At 65.5% G+C, this 19127-nt stretch carries 17 protein-coding genes and 1 pseudogene; 10 read left to right on the plus strand and 8 right to left on the minus strand.

Features of this window, described 5'->3' with window-relative positions:
- Positions 1 to 9: 9 nt before the first annotated feature.
- From E2C04_RS10495 to E2C04_RS10510, 4 genes are all read left to right on the plus strand, one after another.
- A complete protein-coding gene (locus E2C04_RS10495; protein ID WP_135832542.1) occupies positions 10 to 1269 on the plus strand; it encodes an AAA family ATPase in 1260 nt (419 codons plus the stop codon).
- Positions 1256 to 1894 carry an HNH endonuclease gene (locus E2C04_RS10500; protein WP_135832543.1) on the plus strand — a complete coding sequence of 213 codons (639 nt, stop codon included), beginning with the start codon at positions 1256 to 1258 and terminating at the stop codon, positions 1892 to 1894. Before E2C04_RS10495 ends, E2C04_RS10500 begins: the two co-directional genes overlap by 14 nt.
- Before the next feature lie 362 nt (positions 1895 to 2256).
- Positions 2257 to 2604 (plus strand): hypothetical protein, encoded by a 348-nt coding sequence (locus E2C04_RS10505; RefSeq protein WP_135832544.1) that lies wholly within the window; start codon positions 2257 to 2259, stop codon positions 2602 to 2604.
- A 6-nt stretch (positions 2605 to 2610) separates the two neighbouring features.
- Positions 2611 to 3819: a hypothetical protein gene (locus tag E2C04_RS10510; RefSeq protein ID WP_135832545.1), complete on the plus strand. Its 1209-nt coding sequence runs from the start codon at positions 2611 to 2613 to the stop codon at positions 3817 to 3819.
- Between the two features lie 343 nt (positions 3820 to 4162).
- On the opposite strand, the gene E2C04_RS10515 is transcribed toward E2C04_RS10510, so the two are convergent.
- From E2C04_RS10515 to E2C04_RS10535, 5 genes are all read right to left on the minus strand, one after another.
- Positions 4163 to 5293 (minus strand): NAD(P)/FAD-dependent oxidoreductase, encoded by a 1131-nt coding sequence (locus tag E2C04_RS10515; RefSeq protein ID WP_188422491.1) that lies wholly within the window; start codon positions 5291 to 5293, stop codon positions 4163 to 4165.
- Between the two features lie 141 nt (positions 5294 to 5434).
- On the minus strand, positions 5435 to 5737 hold the full coding sequence (locus tag E2C04_RS10520; protein WP_075818624.1) for a putative quinol monooxygenase: 303 nt from the start codon (positions 5735 to 5737) through the stop codon (positions 5435 to 5437).
- Entirely contained in the window at positions 5734 to 6303 is a 570-nt protein-coding gene (locus E2C04_RS10525) for a type 1 glutamine amidotransferase domain-containing protein (RefSeq protein WP_135832546.1), read from the minus strand. The genes E2C04_RS10520 and E2C04_RS10525 overlap by 4 nt, the downstream gene beginning before the upstream one ends.
- Position 6304: 1 nt before the next feature.
- On the minus strand, positions 6305 to 7471 hold the full coding sequence (locus E2C04_RS10530; protein WP_135832547.1) for a glutathione-independent formaldehyde dehydrogenase: 1167 nt from the start codon (positions 7469 to 7471) through the stop codon (positions 6305 to 6307).
- Between the two features lie 591 nt (positions 7472 to 8062).
- The gene (locus tag E2C04_RS10535) at positions 8063 to 8332 is read right to left on the minus strand and encodes a hypothetical protein (protein WP_135832548.1); all 270 of its coding nucleotides are present in this window, start codon (positions 8330 to 8332) and stop codon (positions 8063 to 8065) included.
- 8 nt (positions 8333 to 8340) lie between these two features.
- Here E2C04_RS10535 and E2C04_RS10540 point away from each other — a divergent pair, with 8 nt between their 5' ends.
- Both E2C04_RS10540 and E2C04_RS10545 read left to right on the plus strand, forming a co-directional pair.
- Positions 8341 to 9111: a hypothetical protein gene (locus E2C04_RS10540; protein WP_135832549.1), complete on the plus strand. Its 771-nt coding sequence runs from the start codon at positions 8341 to 8343 to the stop codon at positions 9109 to 9111.
- A complete protein-coding gene (locus E2C04_RS10545; RefSeq protein ID WP_158630664.1) occupies positions 9102 to 9443 on the plus strand; it encodes a PucR family transcriptional regulator in 342 nt (113 codons plus the stop codon). Before E2C04_RS10540 ends, E2C04_RS10545 begins: the two co-directional genes overlap by 10 nt.
- A 52-nt stretch (positions 9444 to 9495) precedes the next feature.
- Here E2C04_RS10545 and E2C04_RS10550 read toward each other — a convergent pair whose 3' ends face one another.
- The gene (locus E2C04_RS10550) at positions 9496 to 10680 is read right to left on the minus strand and encodes a low temperature requirement protein A (RefSeq protein WP_202977747.1); all 1185 of its coding nucleotides are present in this window, start codon (positions 10678 to 10680) and stop codon (positions 9496 to 9498) included.
- A 35-nt stretch (positions 10681 to 10715) separates the two neighbouring features.
- Here E2C04_RS10550 and E2C04_RS10555 point away from each other — a divergent pair, with 35 nt between their 5' ends.
- Positions 10716 to 13190, plus strand: coding sequence for an ATP-binding cassette domain-containing protein (locus E2C04_RS10555; protein WP_238694244.1), 2475 nt, complete (start codon positions 10716 to 10718; stop codon positions 13188 to 13190).
- Between the two features lie 1054 nt (positions 13191 to 14244).
- On the opposite strand, the gene E2C04_RS10560 is transcribed toward E2C04_RS10555, so the two are convergent.
- Positions 14245 to 14556: a putative quinol monooxygenase gene (locus tag E2C04_RS10560; protein ID WP_135832552.1), complete on the minus strand. Its 312-nt coding sequence runs from the start codon at positions 14554 to 14556 to the stop codon at positions 14245 to 14247.
- 108 nt (positions 14557 to 14664) lie between these two features.
- Here E2C04_RS10560 and E2C04_RS10565 point away from each other — a divergent pair, with 108 nt between their 5' ends.
- From E2C04_RS10565 to nhaA, 3 genes and pseudogenes are all read left to right on the plus strand, one after another.
- On the plus strand, positions 14665 to 15606 hold the full coding sequence (locus tag E2C04_RS10565; RefSeq protein WP_135832553.1) for a GlxA family transcriptional regulator: 942 nt from the start codon (positions 14665 to 14667) through the stop codon (positions 15604 to 15606).
- A gap of 589 nt (positions 15607 to 16195) precedes the next feature.
- Positions 16196 to 16327, plus strand: a pseudogene (locus E2C04_RS10575) (IS3-like element IS987 family transposase); the annotation flags it as partial.
- Between the two features lie 140 nt (positions 16328 to 16467).
- The gene (nhaA, locus tag E2C04_RS10580; RefSeq protein WP_135833767.1) at positions 16468 to 18297 is read left to right on the plus strand and encodes a Na+/H+ antiporter NhaA; all 1830 of its coding nucleotides are present in this window, start codon (positions 16468 to 16470) and stop codon (positions 18295 to 18297) included.
- A 623-nt stretch (positions 18298 to 18920) separates the two neighbouring features.
- Here the strand turns inward: nhaA and E2C04_RS17755 are convergent.
- Positions 18921 to 19076, minus strand: coding sequence for a hypothetical protein (locus tag E2C04_RS17755; protein WP_158630666.1), 156 nt, complete (start codon positions 19074 to 19076; stop codon positions 18921 to 18923).
- Positions 19077 to 19127 lie beyond the last annotated feature (51 nt).

Below are 19127 nucleotides of genomic sequence, written 5' to 3' on the forward strand. Positions count from 1 at the left end.
AGGTAACTGATGTACGAGCACAACCCGCCACCCACACCTCAACGCTTGCACGCTCTTTCCCTCACGCAATGGCGCCAGTTTGAAGACTTGGAGCTCGACCTAAGTCATCGCGTGACCATCTTGACGGGCGAGAACGGGACGGGGAAGACAACTCTGCTTAAATTGATAGGGAAACACTTCCAAGCCCCGTCAAGCTTTATAGCTTCCCCCAGACGGGAAGCCGATGGGACCATGAGTTGGCTCGCGGACCCGGACTCCAGATCAAACGAGCGCTCCGTGGGAACCTTCACCTATGGAACGGAGTCAGGACAACTAATTTCCGCGCCCGCTTTCATTCATTCAGCTGGAGTAAACCACAACGCCAACGTTCCCGCATTGCTTCCCGGAATCTTTATCGCGTCACACAGTCGCGTTGGAGCACACCACGGATACGGGGCAATTCCCCTAACTTTTCCCTCCACATCGGAGATCTTAGAACGCGGCAGAGGAGCTGCCGCCGTCCTCTTAGCAGGCGATTCGTACGGCGGCCCTACGATTCAATCGACCATCAAGGAAACGCTCATTTCAGCCGCGATTCTCGGCTACGGGAATCAGGCGATGCAGCCAGATCCGAGGGCACTCGATATTTGGGTGAACTTCCAGGAGGTCCTCCGCTCTCTCCTGCCTTCGACGCTCGGATTTAAGCAACTTGCAATTGCACTTCCGGAGCTCATGATTGAGCGCGACGAAGGAGAGGCATTCCTACTCGAAGCCAGCTCCGGTGGAATAACGAAACTGATAGAGATCGGATGGCTACTTTATCTCCAAAGTCTGGAAACCCCTGAGTTCACCGTGTGCATTGACGAACCAGAGAATCACCTCCACCCGAGCCTTCAACGCACCCTGCTGCCAGGACTACTCCGGGCCTTTCCAGGGGCACGCTTTATCGTCGCGACACATAGCCCGTTTGTAGTAACCGCCTCACCCGACGGGCATGTATACGCCCTCGAGTACGAGGAGGGGTCGGTGCAAGCAAGATCCCTTGACTTCCGCGGCAAAGCTGCCAGTGCCGACGCCACATTGCGCAGAGTCCTTGGCGTGCAAAGCACCATGCCAGTCTGGGTAGAGCAGCGTCTGTCCGAGGCCCTTAACAGGGCGGCCACACAAGGCTCGACACAATCGCTCCTATCCCTTCATCGCCAAATGAATGAGCTGGGCCTCAACGACGAATTCCCCGCTACCCTAGAATCTCTCAAAGAAATCGCTGAGGCTCGCGATGAGGAAGATTGAGCGGTCATCCAAGCCGGCCACGTTGGTCAAAAACTCAGACCTTTGGACTGAGAATTATCTTAACGCCGTCAAAGGTGCGAAGAAAGATCTTCCCACCCCATGGAAGCATCCGGAAATAAGGTCGGCCCTAGAGGGCGACACGTTCAAAAAGTGCGCTTACTGCGAAGTGCTTATCAGCGACTGCGCGTACGCCCACATAGAGCATATCGAGCCCAAGTCCAAAGTCCCATCCAAAGTGGTCGAGTGGGAGAATCTCACACTGGCGTGCCCGCGGTGCAACCAAAACAAGTCAGACTATTATGAGCCTCAGGAACCACTACTCAACCCCTATGCTGATGAACCCAACGAGCACTTGGAGTTCTTAGCCGGCGGCGTGTACGCGCGCCCAGGGAGCTTGCCCGGTCGAAGAACCGTACTTCATCTGGATCTCCAACGTGCCGATCTTCTGTGGTCACGCATGACTGTCTTTGAGTCCTTCAAGCGACTTCTTCGCCTTTGGGAGGAGGCCGACGGCGAAGACAGGCAACTGGCGGCACTAGAAGTTGGCCGAATGCTTCACCCAACAAATGAGTTCAGCGCCTTCCTAGTAGCCGAAGCCCGACGGGTCAACTTCCCCGTTACTTAGCCACGGGGTGGGCGGGAAGCGCCCCTCCACACTTCGCTCCGCTCAGCGCGGAGCCTCTGCGCACCCGAGAATCCCACCCACCCCTCCCGTGCGCCCACCGTGCGCCGGCGAGTAGGGACACCAGCCATCGACGCAGCTCAGGACGGCAATCAACTCAGTCTCTCCCCCTACTACGACATCTGATCCACGCCTGAACCACGAAAGGGCCTCTGACCTGCAGGTATGCATGATCAGGGGCCCTTTCGCTTGGGCTCTGGAGGCCCAAATACCGCAGGAATACCGCAGAAGATCCGCGGGAGCGATCTTCGACGGCTCCTGACGGTTCTGCGCGCACCCGCCGTGGACATGAATAGGCTCGCGCCGTGGTCGATATCGAGGCGAACCTCAACAGGTTCCTGGGTACGCGCGAGCCGACGCTGCGCTATGCATCGTTCGACTACTGCTTCAACTACTTCCAGTCCCACAGTCAGGACCCGGGCCGGCTGGTCACCTCCGGAGGCTTGGAGACAAGTTGCCTCCAACTTGGCTTCTACCTCGCAAGTTGGGGCATGCTGCGTGGATCCTCGGCCCTGCTCTGGCGTAGTTCGAAGCACCTCGTGCCGCTCGTCGATCTGATCGCCAACGACCTCGACTACCTCTGGGGGTTGGATGTCGATGGATACGACGCAGAAACGATCGCCAAGCTGTCGGTTGCTGGCGAAGGTAAGTGAGCGACCGTGCGCGTGACGCTGCCCTCTTCACATCCGATCTCGCACATCAAGCTCATCGCGATTGACTACGATTCCGGGCACTGCTCGATCGTCGCGGTGGACGGACGCATCCTCACCGAGCAGATCCCGGTCCCGAGCAAGCGCGGCCTGGTGTCACGATGCACCTTCATCCCGGTCGACTCCCTCCTGGAGATCGTGGCCGGTGGAGAGACGATCACCATGAACATCGGGACGGTTCTAGAGACCATCTCAGTGCCGGTGATCTATCTCGACCAGAACCACTGGATTGATTTCGCGAGATGGCGAAAGAATCCGGAGGCGCTTGAGGCAACCAAGAGACCGTTCTTCGACTTGCTCGCTCAGGCCGCCACCGCCGAGCGTGTGATCATCCCGCTCTCGAGCGCCCACCTGTCGGAATCGTCGAAGCGCGGGGGCCCGAGTCGGCTCGAACTCGCCGCAACGATGCTCCAGTACTCGCGCGGATGGCAGCTTCGGTCCGTCCTCGGCCTTCGCCGGGCAGAACTGAGGGCCCTGTTCGGCGGGACGCCCTTAGTCAAGCAGGACGCAATAACGCTCGCGCCTGAGGCGATCCTAGACAAGATGCCCGACAGAACCATCGGCCAAAAGTTGGGGCCCGAAGTCGCCGGACTCATACGACGCCAGGTCTGGGCCACCGTCTTGGTAAGCCTCCTGCTAGACCCCGAGGCCCGTGAAGATGCTGGTAGCGAACTAGCGACCCGTTGGGCGATGTCCTTCGCCCCTCTGGCCAACCACATGAGAACCAACCCCAAGGCGAAGGCCTGGTCTCGCGACCTGACCCGCACGAGGTTCTTTTCGGACCTGGGCACCGACCTCCCCGCTGCGGCCAACGAATCTGGAATGAGCCCGGAGCGATTCGGCGAGTGGCTTCTGCACGACGCTGAGGCCGCGATCTCGACAACTCCTGGGTTGGGTCGCCTTCGTGAGGTACTGCACCTGCGCCTGTCGAACGCCGATGACAAGTGGGAGCCCAACGACCTCAATGACTGGCTGCACCTGTCCTACGCTGCCGGCTACAGCGACCTGGTTCTTGGAGAGAAGAAGACCATCAACTACCTACGGCGGTCGGCGCACCGGGTCCCGCCGGGGGCCTTGCTGCACCGCCGCGCAAGCGAAGCCATCGGCGACCTCGCGGCACTGCTCGACGGCGCGCCCGCCGAAAAACCGGTGGCGTAGGCCAGTCTGCTGCCCCCACCAAATACCGCAGGGATACCGCAACGAGCTCTACTACGACATTTAGTCACTTGTGCACGTAGAGCTCGAGCTCAACTGATTCGAGTACGAGGGCTCCGGCGTCGCCGGAGCCCTCGTCGCATCCCGGGCACGGCGAGAGGTACAGGCGCCGGCACTCCCCCGCGGCCGCTTCCCTTGTGCACGCTCATGACGATGAGCGGGCGGGGTGTGCACTGGGTGAACAGGGAAGGTCTTGTTGATCCATACCTCAACCTACGCTTGCCCTTGCCAGTCGGCTGCCGCGCACAGAAGGACCCGTGGATGCTACGTCGAATGGATCGGGAGCCTATTGCTGTGGCTCACCCAGGCGCGCCCCCTGCTCGAGCTCGGCGGCGAGACCTTCACCCGTCGCGGCTCGGGCGAGAGCGCGCCCCAGCGCAGGTGCCTGCTTGAACAGATTGTGACCGGCCACGAACAGGACAGAGCCTGCCTCCCACACGGCCACGCCGTCCTCGCTCCATGGGAGGTCGGTCACCCAGCAATGAAGGAAGTCGCGCGGCTCTGGGTGGAGACCGGGCAGCGCCCGTGTCACGTATTCGCGCGCGCGTTCGTCCAGCGATCGAATCGCCGCAGGGTCGATGAACGTTCCGTCGTCGCGGACGCCGACGGTCTCGCTGAGTCCGACCGAATAACTGCTGTTGCCCGGTAGCGGCGTCGCGTACACGCCGACTTCGCCGAAGACGCCGCTGCTGTCCTGCAGGCACGCGACTCGTGCCGGGGCGGCGGCTTTCACGTCGAAGGTCAGCCGGACGTGCGCGGCAAGGCGAACCGGCAGCGACAGGCCGACGCTGCGGGCCAGGCGGGCGGTTTCGCGGCCGGCGCACACGACCACTTTGGAGTAGACAGCCCGCTCGGTGACGCTGCGCACCTCGACCGTCCCATCGGCGCGGGGATCGATGGAAATGACCTCTGCGGTGGTGACGGCATCTGCGAGGGCACCCGCGAGTGCCGTGATCGCGGTGCGGGTGCGGATCGCGCCGCCCGACTCGTCGAGCACCGCTGGCCCCGAGTACCCAGCGAGCAGCGGCATCCGCTGGGCGAGCTCGGCTGCATCGATCTCGTACGCTTTCACGCCGCCGACCTGGTCGAGCACCCGCAGCCGCGCCAGGGCGCTGTCGCCGATCGCCACGACACCGTCTGAGGAGACCAGCTCGACGTCGAAGTGTTCGGCCCACTCATCCCATACGCCGCGGCTTTCGCGCGCGAAAGCGACGAGTCGCGGGTCGTCGTGGGCATGCCGGAAGATCCGCGACTCGCCTGCGGACTGACCCATTCCGGGCAGACCAGCCTCGTACAAGCGCACCGGCACGCCCTGCTCCCGCAGCGCGTACGCCGTCGACAGACCGACGATCCCGCCCCCGATCACTGCTACCTCGGGTGAACGTGTCGTGGCAACGCCGTCGTCAGTTCCTGTCATCGCGGTTCCTCGATCTGCTGGTGATTTGCGATAGGCCGCAAGAGAAGGGGCCGCTGCCACGACGTCAGCGGGCTGTGTCAGCCCGAAGTCACCGCGTGCAGCGACCCCTCCTGTCTGGCCCAGTACTCCCGGTCTGTGGTGTCAGGCGGGGAGTTTGGAGCCCAACACGTCGAGCTTCTCGATCGTCGGTTCGGAGAACAACGTACCGGTCTGCTCGCCGAGTGCTACCGCAACAGGGCCGGACAGGTGGGCGTCACGTCCGGCGTCATCGGGGAACACGTCGAAGATCCCGAACGAGGTCGGCCCGAGGCGGATCGCGAACCACGCGGTGGTCGCCTGCTCGTCCTCGACAAGCGCACGGCCGCTGTCAAGGAACTCCTTCACGTCGTCCTCCTTGCCGGGCAACGCGTCAAACCTGACCAGCAATCCCTTGGTCACACTCATGACTTCTCCTCTTCCTTTGTCGTGGTGCCCGCGAGTTGGGACACGATCGCCTCGGAGAACGCCGGCAGGTCCTCCGGCGAGCGGCTGGTGATGAGATTCGTGTCGACCACGACCTCCTGGTCAACGACGTTCGCGCCGGCATTGCGCAGATCCGTGCGGATGCTCGGGAAGGACGTCAGGGTGCGACCGGTGGCCACGCCGGCCTCGATCAACGTCCACGGCCCGTGACAGATCGCAGCCACTGGCTTGCCGCTCTCGACGAAGTCGCGGACGAAGGAAACGGCGCCCTCGTCGACCCGGAGCTGGTCGGGGTTCACCGTGCCGCCGGGAAGCAGCAGCGCGTCGTAGTCATCCACCGAGGCGTCGGCGACCAGCCCGTCGACGGTGAACGTGCCCGCTTCATCCAGGTCGTTCTTACGGGCCTTGATCTCGCCGTCGTGGATCGAGAGGACCTCGGTCTGAGCGCCCGCGCGGTCCAGTACTTCGCGGGGTTGCTCGAGCTCAACGCGCTCGACCCCGTCCGCGGCGAGGATCGCGACCCTCTTGCCCTGAAGATCTGCTGCCATATCAGTTTGCCTTCTTTCCGTCGGACATACCCGGCTTGATGACGACCTTGGTCCAGCCCTCGGACCTGGAGTCGAAGTTCCTGTAGGCGTCCGCGGCCTGGTCCAGCGAGATCTCGTGGGAGACGATCCAGGACGGCTTCGCCTTGTCAGCCGCGATGAGGTCTCGCAGTCGGCGGTTGTACTTCTTGACCGGGCACTGACCGTTGCCCATGGTCTGTCCCTTGAACCAGTGGGTGCCGAAGTCGATGGCCGCCTTGCCCTGTTTGGCCAATTCGCCCTTGGCCCCCGGGTCCTCGGGGACGAACACACCGACGGTGCCGATCCCGCCGGTGAAACGCACCGAGTTGATGAGCATGTTCAAGGTGGCAGCCGGGTCTTCGTTCCCCTGCGGGTCGTGGGCCTGGTAGCCGACACACTCGCAGCCACGGTCGGCCCCGAGCCCCATGGTCTCGTCCAGCACAGCCTGCACGGGGTCGACCTTGGAGTCGTCGATGGCGATCGCTCCGATCTGCTCGGCCAGCGCGAGCCGGTCGGGGTGGCGATCGACCACCATCACCTTCGAGGCGCCCTTGATCGTCGCGGACAGGGCGGCCATCAGTCCCACGGGGCCGGCCCCGGCGATCACGACGCTGTCGCCCGGGATCACGCCGGCCATCTCGGTGGCGTGGTAGCCGGTGGGGAAGATGTCGGAGAGCATGACGTAGTCGTTCTCCTTGTCCTGCGCGTCTTCACCCAGGCGCAACGCGTTGTGGTCGCCGAAGGGCACCCGGAGCAGTTCTGCCTGCCCGCCGCCGTACGGGCCCATTTCGGCGAAGCCATAGGCCGCACCGGCGGCCGACGGGTCAGGTTGCGTCGTCAGGCAGTAGTTCGTGAGGCCGCGCTCGCAGTTCTTGCAGAACCCGCACGAGATGTTGAAGGGCAGCACGACCCGGTCGCCCACCTTGATCTTCTCTACTCCCTTGCCGATCTCCACCACCTCTCCCATGTTCTCGTGGCCGAACGTCCGGCCCTTCTCGAAGGAGGTCCGCCCCTCGTACATGTGCAGGTCCGAGCCGCAGATGTTGGTCGTTGTGATCTTGACCAGCACATCGGTGGGCCGTTCGATCTCGGCGTCCGGAACGTCCGTGACCGCGACATCTTTGGGTCCCTGATAGACGACAGCCTTCATGGCGAATCTCCAATCGTTGTGTGACTCCGACCAGTCCACACTCGTCGCCGACCACCAAGAAGTCATGGGCGCACCAGGCCAAGTCCCGGGGCATGATTTGGTCCGAGTGCACAACTCCCCGCGGGTGGTTGCGCTGGGCAAGGGGTACGGTGAACGCGACGCTGCCCCCGAGAGTTGATGAGGACCGATGAGCTCTCACGGACTCGGACTGGATCCCGGGATACATCCGTGCTGCATGTACCGAGGTGTCGCCGCTCAGGGCGACGACCTGTGGGGTTCCTACGGCACAGGGGGATCCCGGGCGGGCCGGCCAGGGATCAAGAGATGACCGTCTGCGAGCCCGCCACAACCGGAACCGATGTGCCAACCGGCGAGCTGGATCTGCGGCGTGCCCTCACCGGCCTCGATGGGCTGCTGGCGATGTCCACGGCGATGATGCAACGTCACGACGTGGACGAGGTCATCAACGTCCTGAAGCGTGAGGTCGAGTCGGTGACCGGCTGCCAGTTGGTTCACGTCACCTTCCAGCGGGACCGGGAGTGGATCACCCTGCCACCCGGGGAGCCAACGAAGCCGGCGGAACCGAGCCCCTCAATCGGTGAACGGGTATTCGTGCAGGACCACGGCGACTCCTGGACGTCGACGACGGCTGTGGCGGTCTTGAACGGCGCCCCGGGCCAACTGGTCCTTCGCAGCTTCGCCCGGCCCGACCCCGAACAACTGTTCGTCATCGAACGGTTGGGCGATCTCCTCGGGACGGCGCTCGCGGACGCGCAGGTGCACGAGCGCCACCGCCGACGCGCCCACGAACTCGATGCAGCCAATAACGAGATGGCGCGCACCGTCGCGGCGCTGCAGCACCGTGAGGGGTGCTTGAGGAGTTCGCCCGACTATCCACGACCGGGACTGAGCTCGACGTGGCTACTTCACTCAGCCGGCTCACTGGCTCCGCTGTCGTGCTGCGGGACAGATTCGGGCACGAGACGACCCGGATCACGGTTGCCGGCCGGTACCAACCGGTCCTCGAGCGAACCTCGCTCGAGGAGGTCATCGGCGGACGCCCCGAACTCGGCACGATCGAAGTGGAGGTGCCACCGGACAAAGACCGAGACGACGCATCATTCGCTCTGCGGTACGCGGGCGTCGCACTGGGGCTGCTGAGGGCTAAGGCCGCAGCGATGAATGAACTGGAGAACCGACTGAGTCGAGACCTCCTCGACGACCTTCTTGGAGGGCTCCCGGCTGACGTTGCCGTGGACCGGGCATCCGCTCAGAGCCACGACCTTGGCGTTCCGCACGACCTGATCGTGTCCGCGTGGTCCTCCGAGCGGGGTCACCGCGGGCACGACCGCGACGTCGATCACCTCCGGATGGCCATGGCTCGTCAGCGGCTGCCCTGCTTGGTAGGCCGGAACCAGGGGCTGGTGGTCGCTCTCACCCATCGAGGTGTCGACATCGGCCGCTTGTTCGACGACTTGTCCCACGGTTACGGCGACACCAAGGGTGTGATCGCCAAGGGGGAGCCGGCCAACTCGCCGGAACAGATCCCACGTGCGTATGAGCAAGCCCAACGAGCACTCAGGGCTCGTCAGCAGTCCCACATCCGTATGGCTTCATCGCCTACGCCGACTTGGGAGTAGACCGGCTGCTCGCCCTCGACGGCAACGCTGAGGAGGTCGAGCGCCTCATCAGGGACTGGCTCGGCGACCTATTGAGCTACGACCGCCGCCACGGCACCGAGCTCGTCCCCACGCTAGCGGCCTACCTTGACCACGGGGGCAAGTACGCCGACACGTCAACGACGCTCGCCATCCACCGCAACACGCTGCGCTACCGAATCAGCCGCATCACCGAGATCTCGGGCCACGACCTCAACGACGTCGAGGCGCAACTCAACCTCCACCTGGCGACACGCGCGTGGCGACTGCGCCAAGCCCCCGTCGGCGAGCCCCTGCGAAACGCCGTCCGATGAGGTACCCCCAAGCCGTAGGTGCGAGAGTCTGCGCGGCGATGGCACTGGACGATCAGGAGTCGTCGACCGGGCCGATCGCCGGGTGGTGCCAGAGTTCCCAGCTGGTGTGCAGCAAGCAGACGAGGGTTAGCCCGGCGAGCGCCGCCGAAGCAGGCGCCACCACCGCGACCGGGATCAGCGAAGCAGCCCCCACTGCGGCCACCAGGCGACCGGTGGCGAGCTGGTGGTGGTCGCGCCATCGGTAGGCGACGTCGCCGACGTAGAACATCGCGACGCCACCGGCCAGGGCGACGGCCGGCAACAAGTGGAGTGGTTCCCCCGGTGCCGCGACTGCTTCGTGCACCCCGAGAGCGAAGAACACCACCCCGGCCACGAGCGGCAGATGAAGGTAGCTGTAGGAGTCGCGCGCAAGCCTTGACCGCTCCCGATCAGTGGTGCCGCGCAGCCGTCGTTCGGCACCGCCGCGCAGATAACCGAAGTAGGACCACCACAGACCGGCCGCGATCAGCACGGCGAGGAGGACGGCCGTCACCACACTCGGGCGCGGAAGATCGGCTTCGGCGCCAGCGCCTACCCCGACGATCGCCTCACCCAGCGCGATGATGATGATCAGCCCGTGCCGCTCCACGAAGTAGGCAGGTGTCACGCTCCAACCGGTGGTCCCGACCAGGACCGGCCCCGACAGATCCATCACCGCGGCGACGATCCACAGCAACTCTCGTTCTGGTGTGTCGAAGAACGCCGCGGCCACCAGCACTGCCGGGCCGGCGAGCAGGGTGGGGACTAGTCGCAGCGCGGCCGAACCCACGTCCGCCTCGCCCCGCACGTCAAGAGCCAGCAGCACGACGTGGATCAGTCGGACCGCCAGGAATGCAAGCGCAAAGACCAGCGCCCGCGCGCCGAACGCCTGCGGCAGCGCGACCGCGGCCATCAGCATGGCCGCCATCGCGAGAAAGAGCAGCAGGCGAGGCCCGGGTCCGTCGTGGTCGGAGGTGTTCGTCAGCCAGGCGTAGCAGGCCCACGCCCACCACACAGCAGCGAGCGCCAGAATCCCGCGGCCGAACCCCGCCCAGGAGATGTCCGCGAGCATCAGGACAGTGACCTGCGACATCGCGTAGACGAAGACCAGGTCGAAGAACAACTCCAGCGTTCCGACCGACCGATCTGCTGTGTCTTCGGCTGCTTGCTCATCCGCATTGCCGAGACCATCGTCACGCATACGGTGCTCCTCACCCACTCGCCGACCTTGATGCTTGCGTACACCAACTCACAGTGGGCTTCGGAGGGCGGGCCCGTTTCGCCGTGGGAGTCTCAAGCACTCTTCGGGGAACGCGATACTTTGTTGTAGAGCAAACCGGGAGCGACCGACAGGGGCAGCACGTGACCACCGATGCGACCGATGGCTTTGTGCGTGTCCGCGGTGCCAATGAGAACAACCTGCGCAACATTGACGTGGACATTCCTCGCAACGTGATGGTGGCGTTCACCGGGATCTCTGGGTCGGGGAAGTCGTCGCTGGCCTTCGGAACGCTGTACGCCGAGGCGCAGCGCCGCTACTTCGAGTCGGTCGCGCCCTACGCGCGCCGGCTGCTGCAGCAGGTCGGCGCCCCGCACGTCCAGGAGATCACCGACCTGCCGCCTGCGGTCGCGCTTCAGCAGCGCCGGGGCGCGGCCACCTCGCGCTCGTCGGTCGGCACCATCACCACGCTGTCCAACCTGCTGCGGATCCTCTACTCGCGGGCCGGCGACTACCCGGCCGGCGCCCAACACCTCGCGGCCGAGGCCTTCTCGCCCAACACCGTCGCTGGCGCGTGCCTGCGCTGCCACGGCCTGGGCGTCGTCCACGACGTCACCGAGGAGCTGCTCGTCCCGGACCCGTCACTGAGCATTCGTGAAGGGGCGATCGCCGCCTGGCCGGGCGCGTGGCAGGGCGCCAACCTGCGCAGCATCGTGATGGGGCTCGGCATCGACGTCGACAAGCCGTGGCACAGTCTCAGGAAGCGGGACCGCGACTGGCTGCTGTTCACCGACGAGCAGCCCTCGGTGCTCATCGAGCCGGAACCAGGTCGCGTCGACCACGGCTACTACGGGAAGTTCTGGAGCGCGCGCAAGCACGTCATGCACGTGCTGGCCGACTCCACGAGCGAGCGGATGCGCGAGCGAGCCGGGCGGTTCGTGGAGGAAGCGCCCTGCCCGGACTGCCAGGGCAGTGGACTGCGGCCCGAGGCCCTCGCGGTGACCTTCCGCGGGTGTTCGATCGCCGAGGTCAACGACCTACCCTTCACAGCGCTGGTGGCTCTGCTGCGTCCGGTCGCTGAGCGGCCCGCGGGTGCCGACGAGGTCGCGGCGCGGATCTGCACTGACCTGGTCGCCCGCGTCGAGGTGCTACTCGATCTGGGCCTGGGTTACCTCAGCCTGGGACGGAACTCGACGACGCTGTCGCCCGGAGAGGCGCAGCGCCTGCGGATCGCCACCCAGCTGCGTTCGGGTCTGTTCGGAGTCGTCTACGTCCTCGATGAGCCTTCCGCCGGCCTGCACCCGGCCGACGCGGAGCCGCTGCTGGATGTCCTGGACCGCCTCAAGGCGTCCGGCAACACACTGTTCGTCGTGGAGCACGACCTCGACGTCGTACGACGAGCAGACTGGGTCGTCGACATCGGCCCCGGTGCGGGCGAGGCCGGAGGCCGAGTGCTCTACAGCGGCCCTGTCGCGGGCCTCGAGGATGTCACGGAGTCGGCCACCAGCGCCTACCTGTTCGGTCGCGCCGAGCGGCTCGTGCACGACGCGCGCCCCCCGCAGGGCTGGCTGCGGCTGGACGGAGCAAACAAGAACAACCTGCGCGACCTGTCCGTCGACATCCCGCTCTGCGTCCTGACCGCCGTCACCGGGGTGTCCGGCTCCGGCAAGTCGACCCTGGTCACCCAGGTCCTGGCCGAGGACCCGACTGCCCTTGAGTCGTTCGACCGACTGGTACTAGTCGACCAGCGCCCGATCGGCCGGACGCCGCGGTCCAACCTCGCGACGTACACGGGGATGTTCGACGCCGTGCGGAAGCTGTACGCCGCCACGGACGCGGCCCGGGCCCGCGGCTACGGCGCCGGCCGCTTCTCCTTCAACGTCCCCGCGGGCCGGTGCGAGACCTGTCAGGGCGAGGGTTTCGTCTCCGTCGAACTGCTCTTCCTGCCTGGCACCTACGCACCATGCCCGACGTGCCACGGCGATCGCTACAACTCCGAGACGCTCGAGATCACCTACCGCGACAAGAACATCGCGGAGGTCCTCGCACTGACCGTCGACGATGCCGCGACGTTCCTCGCCGACGTGCCGGCCGCCGTACGCAGCCTTCGGTCGCTGCGCGAGGTGGGCTTGGGCTATCTGCGACTGGGACAGCCTGCGACCGAGCTGAGCGGCGGTGAGGCACAACGCATCAAGCTCGCTACCGAGCTCCAGCGCGCGCACCGAGGCCATACGCTCTACCTGCTCGACGAACCCACCTCAGGACTGCACCCCGCCGACACCGCGCTCCTGCTGCGTCAGCTGCACCGGCTAGTCGACGCCGGCAACACGGTGGTTCTCGTCGAGCACAACCTCGACGCGATCGCCACAGCCGACTGGGTCATCGACCTCGGCCCGGGCGGAGGAGACGCCGGCGGTCGGGTCGTCGCGACCGGCACGCCGGCCGACATCGCGAGGGCCGAGGGCAGCGCGACCGCGCCCTACCTCTCGCGGCGGCTCGAGCGGACATGAGCTGGGTGCGGGCGGCCGGTGTGCCGTCAGGCTGCCGCGCGGGTTCGGAGGCATCACGCCAAGAAGAATCCGTAGATGTCATGAAAGATGAAGGCATGACTGTGTATCTCGCTTGGACCTCGGAGAACCTGCCTGACCTGGAGGGGCGTGGCACGAGGCTCGGCTTGTGGCGCCCGGGCTGGTCGCCGTGGACAGCACCGAATCGCTGTCAGCGGTCTATCACGCCATCAAGTGGTCCCTGGAGGGTGAGGCTTCGCTGATCGTGGTCCCCGTGCACCAGACGCCCAAGTCGCGGGGCATGGCTGCTGGCACCACTAGGTGGTTGCGTCAGCGGACTGCAAGGCAACCGCCCGGTGCGAACATCCGGGGCGTCACGTCATCCGATTGAGCTGTCCAGGCTCCCAGACCACGAGGGCTGCCAGGTTGGCTCTCCCATCTCAGGGAACGAGGATTCACATAGGTGGGTGATGGACACGGGAAGATTGAGACCGGGGAGCGGCGCCCGCAACCGGGAAGACCCCGCGCGGACGCCCCTGCCCCGGGGACGCCGCCCGATCAGCGAACCTCAGTTGGCGTAACCCGACCTCGAGTTCGCGCCGAGCGTGCTGCGTGTCGCAAGACCAGTCCAGACGACGCGTCCGCCTGGGAACGGAGCGACAATGGGCACGTAGTTCACGCTCAAGGCAACGTCGTCGCAGCGGCGCGACCGCACATCGGCAGGACCGCGCATTCAGCGGCATGAGCGGCCACGCTGTGCCGTACTAACAGCGGCTACTTGTTTCCTTGACCGCGGGAACGGTGCTGGCGAGTGTCGGTCCTGGTGCCTGGCTCGTCGCTCTCGCTGCCCACGCTGCCCACGCTGCCCGGTGACGGGCCCGTGTGGCAACGCAGCGGGCCCGGTGACGGGCCCGTGTGGCAACGCAGCGGGCCCGGTGACGGGCCCGTGTGGCAACGCAGCGGGCCCGGTGACGGGCCCGTGTGGCAACGCAGCGTGGCGTTGCGTCGCGACCTGGCGACGGCTCGGCGGGGCGCGATCGTCTCGTGCGTTGGCGGACTACGGGAGCTTGGACGCGAGGACGTCGGCCGGCAGGATCTCGGGTGCTGCGCTGAGGAGGTGCTGGTTGGCCATCAGGGCTGCGACGATGGCGCCGTTGGCGTGGGCGTCGCGAGCGGCCTCGTCGGGGAATGCATCGAAGATCCAGAAGGTGTCGGCGTGGGTCCTGACCGCGAACCAGACAATCGTTCCTACTTCTTCGTTGGCGAGCGCGACAGCGCCGGCGAGCAGATCGGCGAGCGCGTCGTGCTGTCCATCGGCCGCGACGATCTTGGCGACGAAGGCATACGGAAGTGATGCGGGTGCAGACATGAGGGGTTCTCCTGGGTGTCGAGGTTTCTTGGTGAAGCGAGTTGAGCCTATGACGAGCAAGGGCATGTGAGAAGTGGCGTATACGGCAGTATTGCTATTGTTCGCGCCATGCGTATCGGACTGATCGCGATCGACGGCTGCTTCGGTTCGGCTGTCGCGTCGCTCATCGACATCGTGCGGGTGGCCGACGGAGCCCGCGGCGATGTCGACCCGCGGATCGAGCCGATCGAACTCGCCATCCTCGGACCGAAACGGAGAGTGACCACGACGGCATCGATGACCCTGTCGGTGGACCACCCGCTGTCGGAGTCCGCAGAGTTCGACGTGGTCGTCGTCCCTGCGCTTGGAACCCTCACGGCCGCCGCTACCCACGACGCCCTCCAGAGCCGAGATGTTCGTTCGGTCATCGCCTCGCTCGGGCGCCTCGACGAGGCGACCACCCGGATCGCCGCGGCGTGCACCGGCGTGTTCGCTGTCGCCGAGACCGGACGGATGCATCATCGGCGGGCGACGACCAGCTGGTTCCTGGGGCCGGAGTTCCTGAAGCGCTATCCGACCGTCGCCCTCGATCTCGACACCATGGTCGTGGTCGACGGGAACCTCGTCACCGCCGGCGCCGCGTTCGCCCACATTGACCTCGCGCTCTCACTCGTGCGATCGATCAGCCCCGACCTGGCCCAACATGTCGCCAAGCTCCTCATCATTGACGAGCGTCCGTCGCAGGCGGCCTTCGTCGCCTACGAACATCTCCGGCACGAGGACCCGATCGTCGTCGAGTTCGAACGCTTCGTGCGCGCCCGCCTGGACGAACCGTTCAACGTCGCCTTCGTCGCGCAGTCGCTCGGCACCAGCCGGCGCACCCTCGAACGACGAGTCCGTGCGGCGCTCAACCTCACTCCGCTCGGCTTCGTCCAACGGCTTCGCATCGAACGAGCTCGGCACCTCTCAGCAACCACGGACCTCACCTCCGCCGAGATCGCGCTACGGGTCGGCTACGCGAACGCCGAGACTCTGCGCTCCCTCCTGCGCAGGGAGCGACGCCGTTCCTGACCTATCGCCATGCCTGTAGCCGGTGTCCTAGTGCTCGACTGGAACCACCTCTCAGCACGTCGAGTCGACGCTTCTGCATCGCTCCTGGACGACCCACTCGACACGCCCGCAGCACAGGCCATGTGACGTGTCCCGGCTTCCCGGACGGTCGGGGTTGGGTGGCTGTGATGTCGCTGCGTTCTCGTCGAGGGGGTCAGCAGACTCGATCAGGGTCGATTGGGATGAGACGCGAAGGCGACCGGGGCGGCCGAAGCCGGCCGGCGGGGTAGCGTCGGTCACGTCGAGGTCTTTTGGATGGATGGCGTAGGAACCTCCATCGTCGGGAGACCTCGGCGTCTACCTGCGGACCGACGCGCCCGGCCGACCTACACCCTCATCTGGGAAGAGCCGAGTAGTTGCTTCGCACTGTCCGGTGGGTGCCCTGCGCCGCGGCGAGGCTTTCGCGAGTGACCATGCACCGACCGTCGTGGACGCGTTCGTCTGAATCGAGCGTCCCGTCCTCCACCAGGCGCTCCACGACGGCAACCGTCGTGCCGAGTGAACCGCCCCGGCAAGTCCGGAGACCCCGTTCCTTGGGAAGGATGGAGTCATGTCAGGGAGTACGTCGAAGAGGTACCCGGCCGAGCTGCGTGAGCGGGCGGTCCGGATGGTCGTTGAGATCCGCGCCGACCACGAGTCGGAGTGGGCAGCGATGGCCAAGATCGCCGAGTTGCTCGGACTGACGGACTGACCGCACCGCTCTGGTGTCGATTCCATGACCCGCTTCTTCTCCATTCCGCCTTGCGCGCTGCACGGTCGACAAGTCTCGTCGCCGGCGCTGCCCTTGGGTCCCGATATGCTTCGCGCATGACGAGTGGGCAGATGGAACGGCGCACTAGTTGGCGAACGATTCGCACGGAGTCGGGTGCGGCTGTGCTCTTGGTCGTCGTCGCAGTGGTCGCCTTGCTCTGGGCGAACTCGCCACTCTCCGAGTCCTATTTCGGGCTGTGGGATGTCGAGATCGGGTTCAGTGTCAGCGGGTTCGGCCTGCACATGAACCTGCACCACTGGATCAACGACGGCCTCATGGTGGTCTTCTTCTTCGTCGTTGGCCTCGAGGTGCGACAGGAGTTCGCGCATGGGTCGCTCCGAGACGCCAGCCGCGCGCGTCTCGCGTTGATCGCTGGCGTCGCTGGCGTGGCACTGCCCGCAGTTTTCTACATCTTGATCGTGGCCGCCGCGGGCGGCGACGGGCTCGGTGGATGGGGCGCGGTGGTCGGTACCGACACCGCGTTCCTGTTGGGTGCCCTCGCACTCTTCGGCCCGAAACTCTCCGGCCAGTTGCGGGTGTTCCTACTCACCCTCACCGTTGTCGATGACTTCCTCGCCGTCTCCATCATCGGCATTGTCTACAGCGACGAGATCCGGCTCATTCCGCTGCTGATCGCAGTTGCTTGCCTCGCCGGGTTGTGGCTTCTGGGTCGTTCGCGGCAATGGAGCGCCACACCGTACGTGCTGCTTGTCATTGTGCTCTGGTTCGCGACCGTTGATTCCGGAGTCCACGCCTCCCTCGCGGGCATGGTCGCAGGACTCCTTATCCCCGCCTACCCGACACGTCGGCACAAGGTGGTCGCGGCTCGTCAGCTGTTCCGCGACTTCTGGCAGTCGCCGAGCGCGGCATCGGCCCGCGCAGTCGATCGAGGCTTGGCGCGAGGTATTTCGGTAAATGAACGCATGCACGAGGTCTTGCGCATGCCGACCGCGCTCGTCATCGTCCCGATCTTCGCGCTCGCGAACGCTGGCGTCGACCTGCGCGGCGGCGTGCTCGTCGATTCCTTCCAGTCCTCCGTGACGTGGGGAGTCATCGTGGGTCTCGTGCTCGGCAAACTTCTCGGCATCGGTCTCGCCACCTTCGTCGCTGTGAAGCTTGGAGCCGGTCGGCTACCCGAGGGTGTCGGGATGGGCAGCGTGTTTGGCGGCGCGGCACTGTCGGGGATCGGGTTCACCGTGTCGCTCCTGGTGATCGGCCTCGCGTTCGGCTCGACGTCCGACCTGGGTCGGCAAGCGACCGTCGGCGTGTTGGTCGCGATGGTGCTCGCTACCGCGCTTGGTTGGCTTATTTTCCGGGTTGCTGCGAAACGCTTGGGAGAGGAGACGGCAGATCTGCCGATGGTGCTCACACCACCCGTTGATCCTGAAGTCGACCACATCCGCGGACCAGAGGACGCCCAGCTCACGCTCGTCGAGTACATCGACTTCGAATGCCACTATTGCGCGCACGCAACGGGTTCCTGGGAGGACCTTCGCAGCCGGTTCGGGGATGATCTCCGGTATGTCGTTCGCCAGCTGCCACATCACCCTCACGGCCCCATAGCCGCACGAGCGTCGGAGGCGGCATCGAATCAGGGGATGTTCTGGCCGTGGCTGGACTTCGTCTTCACGCGGCAAGATGCGCTCGAGCGCGAAGATCTGATCCGCTACGCCGAAGAGCTGGGCCTGGATGTCGCCCAGTTCACGGCTGACCTCGACAGTGCCGCCGTACGTGCCCGGGTGGAGCGGGATCTCGAAAGCGCCGATGCAAGCGGGGCGCACGCCACCCCGACGTTCTTCGTAGACGGCCGACGGCTGCTGGGTAGCTACGACGCTCGAACGCTCACCTCAGCCCTCGAAGCCAGCCGCCGAGGCACACGAACCCAGGAAGTGCGCTCCTGAGTCGTCAGGCGTCGCGGGGCGCGTCGGTACACCTGTCCGAGCGAACAAGAACACCCGATGGCAGGGCGCTCGTCGCCCTCGACAGCGCTGGCGCGGGAATGTACCTCCCCGTTGCGGCTCTTTTCCTCATCCCAGTTCGCGGATTCTCGGTTGCGGACGCGGGCCTCGCATTGGACATCGGGGCAGGCGTCGGGACTGCTGTTCCCCGTGCTCGCCGGGACGCTGGTCGACCGAGTTGGCCCTCGCAGGGTGATCGGCACCGGACAGTTGCTCCGAGCCATCGCGATGCTCGTCTACCTACTCGTACCCGGGTGGCCCGGGGCGATTGCCGGGAGCGCGATCTGCGCCGCCGGAATGCAGCTGCACTACGGATCGCTATACGCCTTCCTGACAGCATTGCGTCCCAGCGACGGGTCTCACGATGCGCAGGTCAGCATGGGTCAGTCAGTCAGTACCACGACATCTGATCCACGTCGTACGCCTGAAGGGCCCCTCACCTGTCATCGCAGGCGAGGGGCCCTTCTGCATGCGCTGGCACCACGGTGGCCCACCTGTGTGGGCACGAATCGGGCGCACACGCCGCTCGTACGACGGTTTCGCGCACACAGAAGACGGTGCGGAGGTCAGACGTCGCCGTCCAGCGCCACGTCGTACGCCCAACGGGCCTCCTCGATGGCCGACATGTGGGTGCGGGCCCAGTCGAGCAGCTCGCGGTGGGGCGCGGCGATGCGCAGCTCGTCGTGCGTCTCGACGGACTGGCCGGGCGGCGAGGTATCCATGGCGAAACCTGGTCTCGTTGAAGTGTCCTGCGACTGACAGGTATCAAAGGT

Source organism: Nocardioides daphniae, from assembly GCF_004777465.1.
GTDB lineage: Bacteria > Actinomycetota > Actinomycetes > Propionibacteriales > Nocardioidaceae > Nocardioides > Nocardioides daphniae.

Excerpts from the sequence above, each read along its gene's own strand:
- E2C04_RS10495 (WP_135832542.1), top strand. The coding sequence starts at position 10 with ATGTACGAGCACAACCCGCCACCCACACCTCAACGCTTGCACGCTCTT.
- E2C04_RS10500 (WP_135832543.1), top strand. The coding sequence starts at position 1,256 with ATGAGGAAGATTGAGCGGTCATCCAAGCCGGCCACGTTGGTCAAAAAC.
- E2C04_RS10515 (WP_188422491.1), bottom strand. The coding sequence starts at position 5,293 with ATGACAGGAACTGACGACGGCGTTGCCACGACACGTTCACCCGAGGTA.
- E2C04_RS10520 (WP_075818624.1), bottom strand. The coding sequence starts at position 5,737 with ATGAGTGTGACCAAGGGATTGCTGGTCAGGTTTGACGCGTTGCCCGGC.
- E2C04_RS10525 (WP_135832546.1), bottom strand. The coding sequence starts at position 6,303 with ATGGCAGCAGATCTTCAGGGCAAGAGGGTCGCGATCCTCGCCGCGGAC.
- E2C04_RS10530 (WP_135832547.1), bottom strand. The coding sequence starts at position 7,471 with ATGAAGGCTGTCGTCTATCAGGGACCCAAAGATGTCGCGGTCACGGAC.
- E2C04_RS10560 (WP_135832552.1), bottom strand. The coding sequence starts at position 14,556 with ATGTCTGCACCCGCATCACTTCCGTATGCCTTCGTCGCCAAGATCGTC.
- E2C04_RS10565 (WP_135832553.1), top strand. The coding sequence starts at position 14,665 with ATGCGTATCGGACTGATCGCGATCGACGGCTGCTTCGGTTCGGCTGTC.
- nhaA (WP_135833767.1), top strand. The coding sequence starts at position 16,468 with ATGGAACGGCGCACTAGTTGGCGAACGATTCGCACGGAGTCGGGTGCG.
- E2C04_RS17755 (WP_158630666.1), bottom strand. The coding sequence starts at position 19,076 with ATGGATACCTCGCCGCCCGGCCAGTCCGTCGAGACGCACGACGAGCTG.